Source organism: Ktedonosporobacter rubrisoli (assembly GCF_004208415.1).
Taxonomy (GTDB): domain Bacteria; phylum Chloroflexota; class Ktedonobacteria; order Ktedonobacterales; family Ktedonobacteraceae; genus Ktedonosporobacter; species Ktedonosporobacter rubrisoli.
This window is the reverse complement of sequence record NZ_CP035758.1, coordinates 10,639,674-10,657,348: the sequence shown is the minus strand read 5'-3', so window position 1 is coordinate 10,657,348 and position 17,675 is coordinate 10,639,674. Positions and strand designations below refer to the sequence as shown.

The following is a 17,675-nucleotide window of genomic DNA, read 5'->3' as shown; positions in this document are numbered from 1 at the left end:
CCTGGTATGGTCTTTTGTGCATCCCAAGAGTGGATTTGTCATTATTCAAGCAGAATTCTCATATTAGTGGATGCGCTTGTTTAGAATGTTTCCTCTATGATGAGCGATCATAGCCAATGAAAACAGAACAAATGGAAATATATAATAAGAAATTACTATAGAAGCAAAAGGCAACAGGAACGCTACTCCCTCTCGTTTAAACAATATTAGAATAAGCATAAACCCCAGCAAAACCGAACCTATGCTGTATGCAATCCTATGGATGTTATTTATCACTCTATACGATAGAGTAATAAATCTATTTATCAGTATTTTATCATTGTCAGCTTGCTTAAGTTTTTCTCTAAAAATATCACTCTCTACCTGAGATATATCAAGTATGTTTAATGTATAGCAAAGCATAAGATATCCATCTGATCCAAAGAAAGGAAAAATATTGATGAGCGTAATGCCATTGATAATTATAAGGGTAAATGCGCTTACTACTCGCAACGGAGTATGCTCAAAAAATCCCTGTTCAGAGGTGAGCCACCATAGCACAGTAAAAGGGAGAAGCATTAGGAGATTTATAAAGATTCCAGCGGCAGCTGTATAGACGCGGTGCCATCGATTATAAAATAATAAAACATCATCTATTTTGCAGTATGGAAAAAAATAATAGAGCTGGCGCATTATGCCGATTTCCTTCACAGCTCCTCCGAAGTATTTACAGGTCAATCCATGCGCAAACTCGTGAGCCAGGAAGAAAAGCCATATTTCTACGATGAAGATGAGGCCAAATGGAAACTGGAAATAGCTGCTAAGATCCCCTGCAATCTCTGTTATAAGTTGAGCGCTATGACGCAATACAAATATCTCAAGCATAACAATGATGAGCAATGCTATTGTTATGAAGATTGGATGAAACGCGAAATTTGCCCAGGGCATCAGCTTTGTAAGAAAGCTGTCTGGAGAAAAGAGAACGAAGCGTTGTTGATGCTTGCCCTGATCAATGATATATTTTTGTCCTGGTACGCCTGGTCTCAAAGTGGCTACTGGAATGGAATTACTCGTCTCAGTAAGGAGATGACGTTCACTCAGATGTGCCATGATCTGTTTCCAGGAATGAGAACTCAAATGATGTCTATAGATTTCTTCATATTCATTTCCAATCTCTTGAAGCGTCCTCGATCCATCCATTTTCCGCAGCAGGAAATCTTCTTTTTCGCCAATGCGATAATATCTCTCCGTGGCTGTATCTTTGAGATAGTGAACAATTTTTTCTTTGTTCAGCCAGGGCGGACCCAATATAATATCTGAACGCAGTCGTGGTCGAAATGTATCGAGGGATGCATATTGTTCCATCGACTCACCCCATAAGTTCCGTGCTTGGCTGCCTCATATCCTTTAATGCTTGGAAAAGCAGGTAAGCTAAATATCTTTCCTGTTTGATGGAAGTACCAATGCGATTATTCGTCATATGGGCGTAGCTTATAAGTAATTTATGACGTAAATGAGTAAGATCAATGTTTCTATCACTGATAGTATCAAATTGCTCATTGTTTATAATAAATGCGTTGATTTTTTCGCGAAACGTATGAAGGTGATCTGACCATTCAAGTTCAACATCAGTTGCCTTTTGCCTCAGCTTACTATCAAGCATGTAGTCTCTGATCTGTGAAACACGATGCCGTAGAGTTGTTTGCATATGCTCATATCTCGTTTTATATGATTGATCGATAACATTTTTTGTATTTTTAGCAAAACGCCCCTTTTCCCAATATTTCATATAGGTCTCAATTGCTTGAATGATTTCTTCTTCAGTGTCAAAGAGCTCGAAAAAATAATATTGCATTAACTGAAACGAAATGCCGAGAGCAATAGTTGGAACAGTCATATTGATCCTGGTTAATAACTTGAGCACCATAGCGCTCGAATATTCAAAGTGCCATTCTGCCAGATCCACTCCTGCGACGCCCCCATAGCGATCGTATTCTGGCTCATAAGGAATATATGCAAAAGAGTTATTTGGTCGTAACGGAATCGATCCATGCTCGCCATACGTTTCTATCAACTTCTCTCTTCCATATTCTGCGATAAATAAATATCTCTGAAATGGAGCATAGATTTGTGGATTGGGTTTATAGAGTGCAGGACGTTGGATCAGAAATTGACTAATTGCCTGTTCAGCTAAATATTTGATTTTATCATGATCTGCAAAATCCATTGGTAATAAACGCAGCCTTATATGGAGCCCTTCTTGCCAATATCTTATAAAAAAGTAACGCTCAATAAGGCTCTGCTCACGTAAACTCTCAATTAACGGTTGCACGCAGCTAACAAGTAAAGAATTGAGATCTCCGTAGTAGAAAATATGAATGCTAATCCATTCTTTATTCAACGCTTTTGCTCCTATTTATTTCTAGTACGAACTCACTGACATACGACTGATTCTCATGCTTAAACCACTGCTGTTCCAGGCCTGGTAACATTTCCCATAGCCTTATTGAGCCTTTTATCCTTTGCACTATCGACTCCAGATGGAGTATCGACTGGTAATTCTCAAAATCTATGTACAACGGTTTGTGTGACAGAAGGAATGGCTCCTCCCCTTGCAACTGATCTTCAGCTTCAAAAGTGTCAGATGTACTGAGCGCCTGGCCGGCGGTCATAAAAACCTGCGCCGGGATCTCCATCTTTTTGCGCCACCTTGATATGGTCAGGTAGAAATCAGCATCAGATTGACCACTCATTCTCTGTGGGAACGCCTCTGACACGATTTCCCACATTGCTCTCTGCAAAACGATGTTCTTATAGCGTAATCTGGGATAAAACGATCGCGAAGCATCTGTTTGTGCAAGCTTGATACCATTCCACAAATTTAAATTACATATATTTTGGGGAGAAAAGAGCAGGAGTATTTGCTGGGTAGCCGGCAGTGCAAACGGTGCGAGCAAGCCAAGATAGAGGGGAACAATCTCTTTGTGAAGCCGTTTGGAATACAGCCTGAGGCGACCTGCCACACAGTCGTCTTGAATAGACAGGTCATGCAGCGGGATCTGTTCTTCAGTTGGGCGCAGACTTGTTTCGCCAGGGCAAACAAGCTCATAGCGGGTCAGGATTGGATGCACGTTCAGATTCGTTGCTTCATAGCCTCCCTTCATTTCCGCAAAAACCATGTTTGCTGTTTCAAGTCGTTCAAGCGTTTTGCGCAGCGTGGAGGCAAGCTTGTTCGACTGAGCGTGAGAAAAGTAATGGAGAAAGCGCGTGAACATCGTTGCCATTCCTGAGTAGATGTGATTAATAATTAAGGATGGTTCTTCGTTCATCTTCGCAAACTGTGAAAAAATGGTATGAGAGCGAAATTCATCAGGTATATCTGGGATCAGAGGAACGATAGTATGGAAAAAATCGTCTTCAAGCAGGAGATCCTTCGTGTGAGAAGAAAGATCATAGCTCTGTTGTAGATATGTAGTAACAGCTTTTCTCGCGCTATTGAGCTGATCGATCTCGGGCGATTGGAAATAATTATCATGACCCTCGTTCTCGCTATCCCCGGCTCTCTGAGCCGAGATTTCCTGCCACTGTAAACCTTTAAACTCGTGTATATATGTATTGGCAAAGGCGAAAACATCCTCACAGCGCTGGCCTATCCCATAGCGCGCCTGAAAATATCCACGAGTTATCAGCTTCTCAGGAAGACTACTCTCAAAGAGCGGCAACAATTGTTGTAACTGCTCTAGCTGAGAAAATAGCTCCTTCCAGCCTTGCTCGTGAATAAGCAATTGCTGCGATGCCAGTATCGTGTCTTCGTAGAGCAATCTTTCTGGCAGCGCTTTCTTAGGATCTGTAGCATGCAGCTTACGCAGGCATTGCTCCAGTCTGTTGCGTATCTCCTCTCGTATCGTCCGCCGCTTGTCTGCCAACGCACAAGCAAAGTCATGTACTAAAGATCCGGTGAGACGGAGATCATGGGCTATACTATCGGTCAATGGCGCACCTATTGTTTCCAGTCGCTCGCAATAGGCGTTTAAAGGAGCGCTATGATGAATATCTATTTGCAAAGCAGGCACAATCAAGAAGCCCAGGCGCAGGAGATGCTGCAAGTATTCACCAATTGCCTTCTCGGCTTTATAATAGCGTTCATACGTGCAAAGATGCGCGATTATTTGCGCTAGTGGCCTGGCCGCGCCATCCTCCATGAGAGACAACAGATCCTTTAAGAGTTGACTGAGAGGAAGTTGGATAAGGTTTTCTTGAACTCTATCCATTGGCCCTAAATTTTCGATACTACTCGACTTTCTTCGCACGTAGGTAAGGCGACCATCCTGTATTTGCCAGCCATTCGTTATTTGTACATGCAACATATCTCTAATTTCAGAGCAGTTGAGTAGCTGCTCGGATATTCTGGAGAGAATCACCATATTTAATTGTGTGAAACTCGTTTTCCTCATATCCTGCATTTGCAAGGTAATGGGTTGCCTTGATTCGCCATTTGCGTACCCATTTTCAATAGAACCGGTACACACCGATGTAAAGGTACTAAATGGGCTGGTCTTACAGGCGGCACGAAAAAAATACTTCAGGAGAGAGCGCTCAACAGTACGATCTCCGCGGCTCAGGTAGAGATTATCCCCTGCAAGGTATGTCTCAACAGAGAGATCAAGCAGAGGGCTTGAAAGAAACAAGCCTTTACGAAAATCTTCTTCATTCACGAACTCTTTGAATAGATGGCGCTTTTGCCTGAGTTCTTGCTCCAAGATGGTTGTGCCACAGCGCAACTGTTGCTGATATTGCACCCAGAGATCAAGCCAATCATTCAAACACGTCTGGATATCTGGAGGAAGCGCGTCAGCAATTTCTCTCTTGCTGCTGATATCCACAGGCAAATCCAGGTTATAAATGTCACGTTTAAGGTTAATTACCTTACGCCTGAGAGCTTTTTGTTCTTGCTCTTTATAAAGAGAAACGCAGTGATATAAGGCATCGACAACGCTCTCTTTCCGTTCCGTTAAGTGTTCCTCAAAAGCGAGAACAGCTTCCTGCCATTGTAAGGTCTCATCAAAATGCAGCCTGGCTACAAGATTGATCGGTAAGCCACAGACACGTAACAGGAAACATGATGTGATGGCTTTTCTGAAGTCGCTTTTTTCTGGCTGGATCAGGTATTTCCCCATTTGGCGCTCTCCTTGCTGATAGAATTTGATAGCTCCAATACTAGCTGCTACTCGAATCGCGTGTCGAAATCGGCGCTTGGGAAACGCTCATGACCCACCATCAAAAACAGAAGCGTCTTTTCCTGTGTTTGATCGAGATGCAACACTGTATTTAGGGCGCCATTATTAAAGCCAAGAGCGGCTCCACAAGCGCATGAGAGAGCAGCCGCTGCCATATAGATGCTTTGAGCAGCCATTCCCACCTCAGCATTTAAGATGCGATATCCACGATTTCCATATACCTCAAGCATCCCGTCCAGGTGTCCAACAAGGGCAATCAGCGCTCCCGTTTCGGCCGGGTTATAGTTCTGTAAAAAATAGTGCTGTTGTAAGAAGAGGCGCATATCTCCTTTCTGCACACACCATAAGCAGTGCTGTTGCTGATCATATGCGTATATTCCTTGTTCAAGACCCTCAACAGTATTGGCAAAGACAACCTGGCGCGTAAAAGATGACGTATGCTCGACCATTTTCACATCAGCTTTATAGGTACAGATAGCTGCACCAAAGGCCAACATAGTTGCTAATTCTACAAGCGAAAGAGGGTTTTGATGTGAAAATGATCCAAAACTTGATCGCCGTCGTTGAAACGTATCAAGGATATTCATCTGCAAGCCCTCAATGGCTGGTGGCGGCAATGCGATCCGCTCGCTGCCCCTATAAACATCATCCACGCTTGCTTGAGAGAACTTACGTCCTGGAGTAGGAGAGCCTTCATGGAGCAGGGTGCTCCGGTGAACTTCCCGGTTGAGATCGAAAACTGTGATCTCTTTTGAGCGTTGAAAGCTCGACTTTTTTATCAACCTGCTTGTGGGCAGAGAAGCAGAAGGATGTATGTCTTGTTTGCAAGGTTCACTATACTCAAGCAGCGGTAAAGGTACTATGGCAAAAACGCTCTCACTGTCAAGCTCCAAACCAAGTAAATGATTCAGCGGCTCATCCTGGTACCACAAGATCGGTTGGAGATCAGTTTGAAATCCGGCGGCAAGAAAGCGGAGAGATGAGATAAGAGCTCCTAGATCTTGAGTAATAACGTGGTACCCAAAATTATTATACTTAAAAGCATTTTTCCAGACATTGAGTGAAAGCAGCAAGAATTGATCAGTAGCGAGAACCGAGGGATGTTCAAAAGCTGCTCTCTGTATATATCCAGTCGCGTCACCCGTAGCTAGCCGCGCCAGAGCATGGTGGGCATTGTCATAGTGATAGAGACCAGGGAGCAGGGGACCACTTCGTCCACACGCCCAGTAGATCTCTGTAGGATAGAGGCCTCCCCCCGAGGCAGTTCCCCTGGCTTCTACACTGTTATTATAGGCCGCAAGAGTGTAGAGACCAGGATTCCAGGTGATTCTCAGTCGTCGAGAAAGGACACCGTGGGCGAAATGGAACATCAGAGAAAGAGCGTCGAATGAGAGATTGTTGCGCTCAGCATCTCGCGTAGTGAATCTGGAGAGCACTTCAGCCATGCTCATGCACCTGTCCGGGCGCTTCAAAGGTAAAGCGAAACGCTCCACCTGGTTGTAGATCTTATAACGCGAGGGATGATCAGTCCAATTGGGTTCAAAGTTTACTGGTGGCAAGGGCTTTTCATTCCTGTGAAATACTGCTTCCGTATAGTTTTGGGATATGGAAATAGTATTGTTATCCATTCATCATTCCTTCTGTTTCAAAGACTACTAGGGAAAAGGGTGAGGTGTTATGTTAAGATCAGCCAGGTCGAAATCTTTGTCAAGATATCCAGAAGTCCGGGGAACGGTCTGTAAACGTGGGAGGCCATAGACCAGATTTCGCCCCCAGCCAAAATCGATGGGAAGTAAACCTGGAACTATCACTTTGACAACCTTTAAGCCCGTTCCAGCAAGCTCAGGAGCGGTCTGATCGATCACAATAACATCCATATCCAACTGGAAAATCGTATTAAGGCAATATTGGAGATCATCAAGCAGATCATGGCTTCGCGGGCATTCCTCTCTCCATGTGCTATACGTGTCCTGTATTGAGAACAATGTAGGGCTTTGTAAAAGAAACTGTGCATGCTTTGCCATTTCGGGGAAGCCATAGATCAATGAATGATGATGTAGTTCTGTCACTTTGCTATGGTCCCTGACCATTTCAAGTAACTCCTCTTGCTTCCCTGCGACCCTCTGATCAAAGTTTGGAAGATAGGCTGCGACTTCGCAAAGCGCTGAGCGGATGGCAGTTTCTGGGTCAAGATTGGCTGCCGCCGCAACTAGCAATTTTCCGAGTGCATCATCCCTGCGTTGTATCGCTGCTGTTACCCTGGGGATAGGAAGATCGAAACGCGTATCGAGAAAATACGTGTCGTATCCCATATAATGAATGCGATCAAGCAGATGCAGGATATCCAAGCTACAAGCGCTCCAGGGATCAATTCTTGGCGGCGCAAGCCTGGCATACCAGGACATGAGGAAACCATTGCGCTCAATAAGCTCGAAGAGACCATAGAGAATTGCCTCTTCTATACAACTACCAATGGCGCACCCATTTGAACAATTCCATACGCTACACAGGCTATTTTTCAGGTAGGTAGCATAGTATGCTAATTGTTCGGGCACTAAAATGGGACGGGCACGTCGGAATGAGTATCCCCAGACCCAGGCCATTTGAAGATCGTGATGATAGGGAGTAATCCAGTGTTTATATTTTTGATAAATATTGGGGTGATACAAGCCACAAGTGCTCAAGTCAAGTGCATCATCTCCTAGATGATGATAGCTATCAAAAATAGTAGATTTTCTTGTTCTGGGCCAATACCCACAATAGCGCTCAAGTCCTTCTAATATCCCTGTACGTTCACTGATATCAAAACGTGAATGATGCCCTGCCCATGCTATAGTCGAGAAGCTCTTATTCAATGAACCTATCTTAGCCTCCCCTCCTGCTACCGCTGTCACTGTATGCGTAAAGTCCTTTGTAATACCTGGTCCAAGCATGCCACAGACGGGATTAGCATACCCTGACTGCGGCAATTCATAGCTGAGAGGACTTGTAAGACGATAGTGAGAGCGTTTTTGCTTCTTACGAGGAGAGAGGCTAAGATAAGCAGCTTCTGCTTGTTCATCTTCTGCCTGGCTACAAATTGGGCAATCAGAGTCTGCGATAAGTTGATGCTGGACCACTGCGAGCGAATCGAGATCAAGCTCGTAGAAAGCTTTTACCTGGCTAGTAGCTCTCGGCTGTAATCCAAGTTGTGGGACGCGGTTCCAGGTGTCAGCTTCAAGAAGTAACCAGATCGTTTCTAAGGTGCTGGGAAGCATTCTGAAGGAACCCGGAAAAAACTGTGAATGATGATGTGTTTGCAATGCAAGCTTTTCTTCAGGAGATCGATTCGCTATCCAGCGCATTTCAAAACAGCGGGGACAGGGCCCTTTATCGTGAGAAGGTGTCCAGATAGGGCCGAGAAACATTTTAGAATGATATATTCTGATTGGATAGACAAAACTATATTGTATTGCCTTTTGTATATCAACGTCTCTCGTTAGTAATTTCTCTCCAAGAACACTAATATCAATACACATATTGATATTAGTAGGTTCATCATGTTTGCTGCGTTTTTGTGGCAATTTTTGCTGCAAAAATTGTTCTAGCAGCGCGAGCATCTCATCGTAGGTAGAAGAGGTGTATTCCACTTCTATTGTAACTTTTGCAGTATGATTTTGCTGCTCTACTGCCATTATCTTGTGCCCCCTGAATTTTTCCCAACAATCAATGCAGTGCCACTTATCAGAACCCCTTGCGCCCAAACGTCGCTGGTTGCTGTATTCACAAAAAGAAGATCATTCCCTCTTTCTTGTAAATACATTTTAATGGCTTCAAAAGTGATTGGCGGTTGCTCCAGGTGACTTTTGTCTGCGGCCGCTGAGGGAACAATTTCAAACGAAAAGGGGGAAGAAAAAAATGCTTTTGCCAATGCCGGGGGCTCTTCTCCATTTTGGAGGGTCTGCAATGCTCCAACCAGGCCAATAAGCGCTTGTTTGAGCCCCTTAGATGCAGAAAGTCCATATCCGTAAGCTGTTAGCGGCTCGGTTAATGTATCAGTTGTGCAGGCAATAAAAAGCGAGATTGGAGCATCACCTACAACCTCGAAGAGGGAAAAAGGTCTGGCAAAGCGTCGTGCACTCTGGATCAGAAATCTTACGTCAGAGTCAAAGGTCTCCAACTTTTCAAGGGCAATGGGAATAACTGTTCTGCGGCCGCGTAACAATGTACACAGTTGCATGTAGGCAAGAGCCGATACGGTAGCCTGTATAAGCGTTTGCTGATAACTTGTATCTACTGCCCAGCCCGCCGTTGTTTGCTCAAAGAGTCCTGAAGCGTTGAGTGGCGAAAAGGGGTAGACAGCCGCAGCTGGTACATAGACAATGGCATCTTGAAAGAGGGAATACGCAGGCATCCATGCAACCTGCTCATTCGCTCGCAAAGATGCAACTCCCGACCAATGCGCAAAGAGATGTGGCTGAAGCACTATCTTTTCAGCCTGATTCATCTCCTCCCCACGAGAGAGAAGCATAGTTCGCATATCGGGTAAAGCTCTTGTATAGCTCTCGATAGCTTTTATAAAAGCCGAAGAACGAGCATCTCGCATATTTTCTTTGCTATAGCACTTTATAGCTAATGGGCCAGCAAGGAGCGGATCTGGCGAGCCTGCCACTATTGTGGTCTGTTTCAAGGGAATTTGTTCAAGTGCTTCGTCTGAGAAGTCATGAAATACGCCAAGTCTGGTATCGAACCAGGAACTGTGTTTTTCCAATGCTTCCAGGTGAGTCAGGTTGCTATCGTGTCCTCCTGAAATAATGGCCTTGAGACGCTGGAGAGCAGTTTCGTGATCTAACTGAGTACACACAGGACAGAGAGGGTGTTGTTCTAAGCTGTGAGTGGATGCTTCGAGCGTGTTGAGGTCCTGAAAAATCACGCCTCCATCAGTTTCGGAAGGCAAAGCTTTTGAAAGAAGCTTAAAAAGCTCGAAACCTAATCCATGTCCAATTCTCTGCGCAACCGGGCGATAGAGATCTGCACCTGGAAGAGCTGATGGAGAAGCCGGAAAAGCCAGGTTTCTCCACAGGAGAGCTTGTTCGCTTTCGTCACTATTTGCGGCCAGCCGCATTTGCGCACAAAACCAACAAGGACCGCTGTGCGGCTTGACAAACGGACCAAGCATCGCTCGCCCCGCAAAAATTGTTGCGGCAAGAAAAGCGCGGCCCTCATCCATGCAGCGTCTATTCAGGAGAGCGATATCTCTCAAGGTTCCCTGATCCGCGCAATACACGATAACATCGTAGGGATCTAATCGCTCAATACTTGTTGGGAAAGAAATATCAGAAAACGTAATGCTTACTGAACACCCTTTCTGACGTAGCATAGCGGCCTCGTCCTCTAACACTACCCTGTATTCATCTGAAGGAGTGGATGGAACCAGGAAAAGCTTTTCCAATCCATTGCGAAGGAGCGAAATCGCCAACGCTTTGAATGACTCTCCACAACCAATTACTGCTACTGCGCTCTCCCGAAAAGCCTTAAATTTTGCTTGTGGATAATCGGTAAAATGGTCAATATACTCAATTTGGGAACGAAATTGCTGCGAAACTGCCGCCGGTAATACCTCAGAAGATTCTGGTATGTGATTCTTGAGCATCTTCTTTTCCATCAGCGTGTCAACAAGTTGTACAACGAGCTCGCGCTGAGCAGATCCAAGCTGTTGACATAACTGATTCATGGTATATTCACCTGTAAGATAAGGGGTTAGTGTATATATCCAGTGCGCAATATGTTTGCCCTTGAGTACGATTTGATTTGTATCGTTTTGAATAAAGATGCCCTCTTGCATTTGTAGCAATATAGTATCTTGTTTCATCTTAGGCCGTATTTCTAATTTATTCATAATAAGATCCCTTTAATACTATATCTGCACTGAAATCAGTGAAATGTACCATTGTTAGGTTCTAGCAAGGTTCGGTCTGGTCGCCCTTGTAGAGCGACCAGACTGTCCTATGGCTTACCTGGCCCTCATAACCTGATTGTACAAAGCCCTGCACATGTGGTCGCACTGTCCAATGTTCATGTCAAATCAAACAGAACAGGCCAGCAGGAAAGCCGCAAGAAGATGTCATAGATAGCTCTTTTTTTAGGCAAGATGTTTATCTGCTCTCCATCGGCCAGGCTTTCACCATGTCGTACATACCTCTAGATGGCATCTCTTCGAGAGAATATGCTATTAGTGAGAGCAAGAAGTACATGAGCAGCAAGAGGAGGTAGAAGTAGAAACAGTTGAGCAACAACCGCCACTGCCGCCACCACCACTACCACCACTCGTCTTTACTGGACCTTGTGCGGCTACTTGTCCAGGATCGAAAATATCCTCAATTTCAAAGGTTTCTACTTCCAGTTCTGACAGTTCCGCTTCGAGGGTCAGCAGGTGTTCGATTTGCTCTTTCGACATGAGTTATCTCCTTTGTTTGGAAGGCAACCATCGTCTTAAAAATAGTTGCCATGTTTTTTGATTACTTCTTGTCCAATGACAGGACAAAAAGTAATTCTGAGCGAAGAGTACACTAAGATGAGCACAGATCGGCTGTGCTTTCTGCACAGGTCACTGTGCATTCTGTTTCAATCAAAAGTTTCTCCAGAAGGGGAAAGCCTCTCTTAGAGTGTGTCCTAGCTAGAACAATGAGCCGATAGTTCAGAGAAAGGAGAGTTCAGCCGAAAGCACAACTCGAAAGGAACGAACCAAGATGTGTGAGCCAATCAAGCGAAAACGTTACCCGTCGGATCTGACCGATGCGCAATGGGAGCTGATCAAGCCGTTCATCCCAGCAGTCTCTGCCCAGGCCACAACGGCCCTTCACGAGCGACGAGAAATCGTCAATGCTATCCTCTATGTGTTGCGCACAGGCTGCTCATGGCGACAGATGCCGCACGACCTGCCCAATGGCAAAACGGCCCATCACTACTTCCGCATCTGGACGCAGGCGGGGATTTGGGAGCCCATCATGGCCCACCTGCGCCGACAGGTACGCACCCAGATGGGGCGGGACCCGGAACCCAGCGCTGCGATCATCGATAGCCAGTCGATCAAAACGGCTCCCGTGCCAGGAAGCGACAAGGGCTTCGACGCGGGGAAAAAAAATCTATGGGCGTAAACGCCACGTGCTCGTGGATACGCAGGGTTTCCTTCTGGCTGTCAAAGTGCATGCCGCCAACATCGTGGATCGCGTGGGGGCCAGGCTCTTGCTCAGCCATTTGCCGCGCTCTTTCCCGCGTCTGTGCCACCTCTTTGCGGATAAGGGCTATACAGGACCATTGCTCGACTGGATTGCGCAGCGATTGCACTGGACCACAGAACTGGTGCCACAGGCTCACAATAGGTCCCATCAGCACTGGATCCTCGTGGACGGCCAACCGGTTCTGCTGCCCCGGCCCAAGACGGGTTTTCAGGTGCAAAGGAAACGATGGGTCGTCGAACGCAGCTTGGCCTGGTTCACCCGTTTCCGCCGCTTAGCTCGCGACTACGAAGGGCTCACCACCAGTTCAGAAGCCTTTCTTCAGCTCGCCTCGGTTCGGCTTATGCTTTCGCGCTTATCTCCTTTCCGCTACTGATTCTTGTGGTTAGGACACTCTCTTATATAATGCTTTTAATTGTTTATACTGAGCGCAATAGTGGAGATATCTCGCTGCTTTTTGTAAGAGCTCCAGAGACACAACCTGCTGTGGGATGGTTTCTACGCAGTGAAGCACATGAGCAAGGAGGCGTTCGCACTGCCGTCGAGTTTCAGCTGTTGCTCCAGGGGAAAATTCGGGAAACGTCGCATTGAGCACAGAGATGGCACGTTGCTGCCACCAGGCGCGCGTTTCCTCCTCTATCTCCTCTTGCAGCATTACTTGTATCAGACGATGTATAGAGAAGGCATGTTTCTGCACATCTCGTTTCACCAGGGAATGGCGCGAAAGGATGGAAAGGGTCTCTTGCAAATGGAGGGGACAGATGGAGAGGCGGCTGAGTGGTTCGCCTAAAGCAGCAGTGCCTTTGAGAAAGAGTTCTTCGGGAATAGCATCGGGCGCAAGGAAGGCACAGAGGCGCAAGAGATTATGAGCGAGGGGACTTACCTGGGAAATATGCGCAAGGGAAGAGGACCAGGTGATGGAGACGGAGGCAGGATAGGAAGAGGTTGATCCCCCGCGTCGTCGTAATAATTCCCATTCGTGAGACTGATAGAGAGCAAGATAGTTGGGGAGACTACAAGAGATCTCTTCGAGGTAAGCCCCCATCTGATCAAGTGCTAGAGGGAGCCCACCTGCTAGCCGGACCAATTCTTGTGCGCAGGCATAGTCGTGAGGCAACATGAGCCTGAAGCGTTCGAGGTGCTCTAGAGTTGCAGCAGGCGCCAGCAGACGTGCGCGGCGCAGCAGCAGCAATATCCCCTCATCTGAGGTAAGAAGTGGAACCTCAAGAAGCACAGCGATATTGCCTACACTCTGAAGGCGGCTGGTGAGCAACACAGATCCCTCTCGGGTCACTGGCAGATAACGAGCAAGAAGGTTAATGTCTTCAACCTTATCCCAAATGAGTAACCAATTAGGATGGTGTGTCAGCCAGCGATGTACCGCCATTATAATCTGTTGCTGGCTTGTTTGCTGATGTGGGATAAGCTCTAAGTAGTGAGCGATATGAAGAAAACTTGCGGTGATTGTCTCGGCTGTTTGTGCATCTACCCAGAAAACAGCCCGATATGCTGACGCGAAGCGATAAGTATACTCCATTGCAATCTGTGTTTTGCCAATCCCCCCCAGGCCGTGCAAAGCGCAGAATTTAGGGAGGGTATTCGCCTGATGACTATACAGATGTTGATGCAAACTACTCAAAAGCTTCTGATGAGCAGTGAAATATTGGTTGCATTGGTGAGGAACATACCAGAGGAAGCGATCTGTGCTTCTTGAAGGCGGGAGAGTCCGATCTAAAGCCTCCCCTAAAGAGTGTTGAGAGATATGAGCAGGGAAAAAACATGACTGGAGTAAAGCAGTTGTTTCCTCCTCTGTCAGAAATAAAACTTCAGCTAATTGAGAGACAATAGGACGGTTCTTGGGTAAATAATTTCCTCGCTCCCAGGCCAGAATAGTATTCCTGTGGACGCCAATCTGTTCGGCCAGTTTTTTTTGGTTCAATCTGGCCCGCTTACGAAATTGGGGAAGCAGTTCGCTGAAAGTATACCGTTCAGAATGAACCATACGACGCTACCTCCTATTAGATGTGTATGTTGAGTGGATGCTCAATCCCTTGCTTATGCAAAAGCAAGAGAGCCGTTCGGAAAAAGAGTGCAAGGCTGGCCCTCTGAGAGAAGGAACGTCTTCCGCCGAGGATTGCAGGGGCTCTGTGCAGAAGAGGTGAGGAAGCGCTCCAATGCTTCCATTTCCCATAGTGGCCTCTTAAAGAAGCACTCAGTATAGTACTAACAAGTAGTCTACTAGAGGAAATACACAAGATAGTTGTATATTCAAGAAAGTTTCTATTTAAGGAGCGTAAAACTCCTCTCTCAAAAACAGCAGCAAGGAGAGTATTCTTCCAGATGGAAATTTCCACATCTTCCTCCTTTGGAGAGCTTCTTAGACTGTTTCGCAAACGTCAGCGGCTGACCCAATATGGGCTTGCTGAGCGAGTAGGGGTTCATGGGAACACGATTGGTATCTGGGAGCGGGGCGAATACCTGCCAGAAAGCAGGACCATCGTGTTAGAAGTTGCACGCCAGTTAGGGTTGGATGAGCAGGAGACACGTAGCCTGTTAGAGGCCAGCCTGACGGTCATTACCTCTCATTGGGCGGTTCCATTTCACCGCAATCCATATTTTACGGGACGAGAGAACCTACTTTCCATGCTGCACACTTGTCTGCATCCCGATCAAGCTACCACAGGCCTGCGCATGTATGCTTTGCAGGGATTGGGAGGAGTCGGGAAAACGCAGATTGTGCTAGAGTATGCTTATCGCCACGCTAACACCTATCACGCGCTCTTCTGGATCGACGCAGAAACTGAGAAAAGCATCCTGACCAGCTTCGAGCGCATCGCTACCCTGTTACGCCTCCCCGAACATCAACAAGCCGATCAGCAGCACAACATGGCTGCGGTCCAACGCTGGCTCAGCAACCACGCACGTTGGCTGCTGATCTGGGATAACCTGAAAACGCTCGAACAGCTTTCCCACCTGCTACCACCTGTGCGGGCAGGTGCCATGCTGATCACAACCCGCAGCGCCATCACTGGCACTCTTGCCCAGGGGATAGAGGTGCCTCCCCTTGAAATAGAAGAGGGGAGATGCTTGTTGTGGCGGCGAGCCAAACGCGCTAAGGTAGGTCCGCAGGGAGGTCTGGCTGTCATGCGTACATTGATAGGTAGAGGGGACAACGATGTGCCAGGCTCCTCCGAAGAAGACGCGGCTGTGACACAGTTGGTGCGAGAAATGGGGGGGCTGCCTTTAGCACTGGACCAGGTTGGAGCCTACATTGAGGAAGCTGGCTGTAGCTTCTCCTACTATCTGCGCCAGTATAAGCAAGAACACTATGAATTCTTGAGCAGGCGGGGAGCTGCACCTACTACACATCCTGCATCAGTTGCAGGCACCATCTCTCTGGCCTGTCAGCATATTGCTCAGAAGAACAGAGCTGCAGTTGATCTGCTACGTTACTGTGCCTTCTTATCGCCCGAAGCCATTCCCGAAGAGATCTTTGTAGAACATAGCGTTGACACAGGAGAGCAGTATGCAGCATGTAGTCTTCCCCAGGTTGGCGAGGCATTAGCTGTCCTGCATAGCCTCTCCTTGATCCAACGACACCCCGAGACATATACGTTTTCTCTTCATCGTCTGGTACAGGTAGTGCTGCGCGAACAAATAAGTGCAGAGGAGCGACTGAAGCGAGTGCAGGAACTGGTAATAGCACTCAATGCCTGCTTTCCTAGCATCCCTGAAAGCCAATGGAGCCAGTGTGAGCGCCTCTTGCCCCATGTACTGTGTTGTGCCGACCAGTTGCCAGATCATCCTCTGGAACAAGCGTTGGCAGACCTCTTATGGAAGGCGGGAACTTACTTGCTTAAGCGTGTGCAATATCAGCAGGCAGAGGCATGTTATCGACGCGCGATCCGCTTGCGAGAGCTCGGTCTGGGCGAGGAGCATCCGCTTGTTGCCTTTCCTCTCACCGGACTGGCCCGGCTTTTGATGGACCTGGGCAACTACGAGCAGTCGGAAGCGGTAGGGCTACGTAGCTTACAGATCCGCGAACAGGCCTTAGGTTCTGAGCATCCACTGCTGGTTCCATCGCTCATCCAGCTGCTCATACTTTATTACAATCAGGGTCGGTATGAGCCAGCGGAGGCCCTGGGCGAGCGAGCGATGCATATTTTAGAACAGGCAGAGGAGCCAACGCCGTTTGATAAAGCACATCTCCTCAATAATATATCATTGACCTACTGGAAAACAGGCAAATATGAACAGGCGATCAAGGCTGCTCAAGGAGCACTTTCCATCTGGGAACACCAAAACCCGCCATCAGTGCATACAGCAGGTGCCCTGAGCAACCTGGCAATCGTGTATCGAGAGATCGGTCAGTATGACCAAGCCGCAGAAACCTGTCTGCGTGCGCTCTCTTTTCAGAAACAAATGCTGGGTCCTGAGCATCCCTGGATCAGTATTCCACTCAACAATATGGCAGATATCTACATAGATATGGGCAGGTATGAGCAAGCCATCACACTCTATCAGCAGTCAAGGCAGATCTGGGAGCAGGCATATGGTCCAGATCATCCCGACATAGCCATTCCAACCCTTGGCCTGGCGAACGCGTATCGGGATTCAGGCCAGTTTGAGCAGGCAGAACCCCTTTATCAAGATGTTATGCAAATCCGAGAAACACACCTGGGCCTGTTTCATCCTGAGACCGCCGAAACTCTGCAAGAAATAGCCCATCTGCGCAAGAGGCAGGGCCGACAAAATGAAGCGTCTCTCCTGGCCGAACAAGCTCTCACTATCTACTTAAGTACACTTGGTGACTCACATCCACAAACAGTCGCTGCTCAGACGCTCCTTACTCAGTTGCAAGAGGAGCAGGAGGCAAAAATACAGGATACAGAGCTACTGGTAGAAGCAACTGTATATGTGGGTAGCCAGAAACCCGGAAACTGTCAGACACTGGCTCCTCGGGTCGAGGAGGAAGAGGCATCTTCCCCAACATCTGATCCTGTACAAGCGTTTCTAGATGCCTGTTGTTGTCTGTCACCCCTCGCTACGTGCCGCATCAGCGAGTTATGGAGCGCCTATGAGCAATGGACTGCCTCTGTTCAAAACAGCGTTCCCTTGCTTTCTCGGCGTGAGTTTGCTGCTCAGATGAAAGCGAGAGGCTGCCGGCCTGGCCGCACCAACACGGCGCGGATATGGCGCGGCATCAAGATCTTGCAACGCTTCTCGTGACAGAAGTGACAAA

The 17,675-nt window shown here is 47.2% G+C and carries 10 protein-coding genes; 2 read left to right on the top strand and 8 right to left on the bottom strand.

Annotated elements, in window-relative coordinates; all coding sequences use genetic code 11:
* Positions 1-63: 63 nt before the first annotated feature.
* From EPA93_RS45490 to EPA93_RS45460, 7 genes are all read right to left on the bottom strand, one after another.
* On the bottom strand, positions 64-1,344 hold the full coding sequence (locus EPA93_RS45490) for a zinc metalloprotease (RefSeq protein ID WP_129893904.1): 1,281 nt from the start codon (positions 1,342-1,344) through the stop codon (positions 64-66).
* Positions 1,345-1,348: 4 nt separating this feature from the next.
* Positions 1,349-2,380: a thiopeptide-type bacteriocin biosynthesis protein gene (locus EPA93_RS45485; protein WP_165423825.1), complete on the bottom strand. Its 1,032-nt coding sequence runs from the start codon at positions 2,378-2,380 to the stop codon at positions 1,349-1,351.
* Positions 2,373-5,156, bottom strand: coding sequence for a lantibiotic dehydratase (locus tag EPA93_RS45480; protein WP_129893902.1), 2,784 nt, complete (start codon positions 5,154-5,156; stop codon positions 2,373-2,375). Before EPA93_RS45480 ends, EPA93_RS45485 begins: the two co-directional genes overlap by 8 nt.
* A gap of 47 nt (positions 5,157-5,203) precedes the next feature.
* Complete coding sequence (locus EPA93_RS45475) at positions 5,204-6,844, bottom strand: SagB family peptide dehydrogenase (RefSeq protein WP_129893901.1); 1,641 nt, start codon at positions 6,842-6,844, stop codon at positions 5,204-5,206.
* Between the two features lie 27 nt (positions 6,845-6,871).
* Complete coding sequence (locus EPA93_RS45470; RefSeq protein ID WP_277988998.1) at positions 6,872-8,734, bottom strand: TOMM precursor leader peptide-binding protein; 1,863 nt, start codon at positions 8,732-8,734, stop codon at positions 6,872-6,874.
* 155 nt (positions 8,735-8,889) lie between these two features.
* Positions 8,890-11,094 carry a TOMM precursor leader peptide-binding protein gene (locus tag EPA93_RS45465; RefSeq protein WP_129893899.1) on the bottom strand — a complete coding sequence of 735 codons (2,205 nt, stop codon included), beginning with the start codon at positions 11,092-11,094 and terminating at the stop codon, positions 8,890-8,892.
* A 333-nt stretch (positions 11,095-11,427) separates the two neighbouring features.
* The gene (locus EPA93_RS45460) at positions 11,428-11,652 is read right to left on the bottom strand and encodes a thiazolylpeptide-type bacteriocin (protein WP_129893898.1); all 225 of its coding nucleotides are present in this window, start codon (positions 11,650-11,652) and stop codon (positions 11,428-11,430) included.
* Positions 11,653-11,944: 292 nt separating this feature from the next.
* Here EPA93_RS45460 and EPA93_RS45455 point away from each other — a divergent pair.
* Positions 11,945-12,809, top strand: a protein-coding gene (locus EPA93_RS45455; RefSeq protein ID WP_242527271.1) for an IS5 family transposase whose coding sequence is annotated in 2 segments (ribosomal slippage) — positions 11,945-12,328 and positions 12,330-12,809 — 864 coding nt in all. Because the reading frame shifts where the segments join, the coding sequence is not laid out codon by codon here.
* Between the two features lie 9 nt (positions 12,810-12,818).
* Here EPA93_RS45455 and EPA93_RS45450 read toward each other — a convergent pair.
* A complete protein-coding gene (locus tag EPA93_RS45450; protein ID WP_129893897.1) occupies positions 12,819-14,435 on the bottom strand; it encodes a helix-turn-helix domain-containing protein in 1,617 nt (538 codons plus the stop codon).
* A gap of 338 nt (positions 14,436-14,773) precedes the next feature.
* Between EPA93_RS45450 and EPA93_RS45445 the strand changes: the two genes are divergently transcribed.
* Positions 14,774-17,662, top strand: a complete 2,889-nt coding sequence (locus tag EPA93_RS45445) for a helix-turn-helix domain-containing protein (protein WP_129893896.1) — start codon at positions 14,774-14,776, stop codon at positions 17,660-17,662.
* Positions 17,663-17,675: the final 13 nt, after the last annotated feature.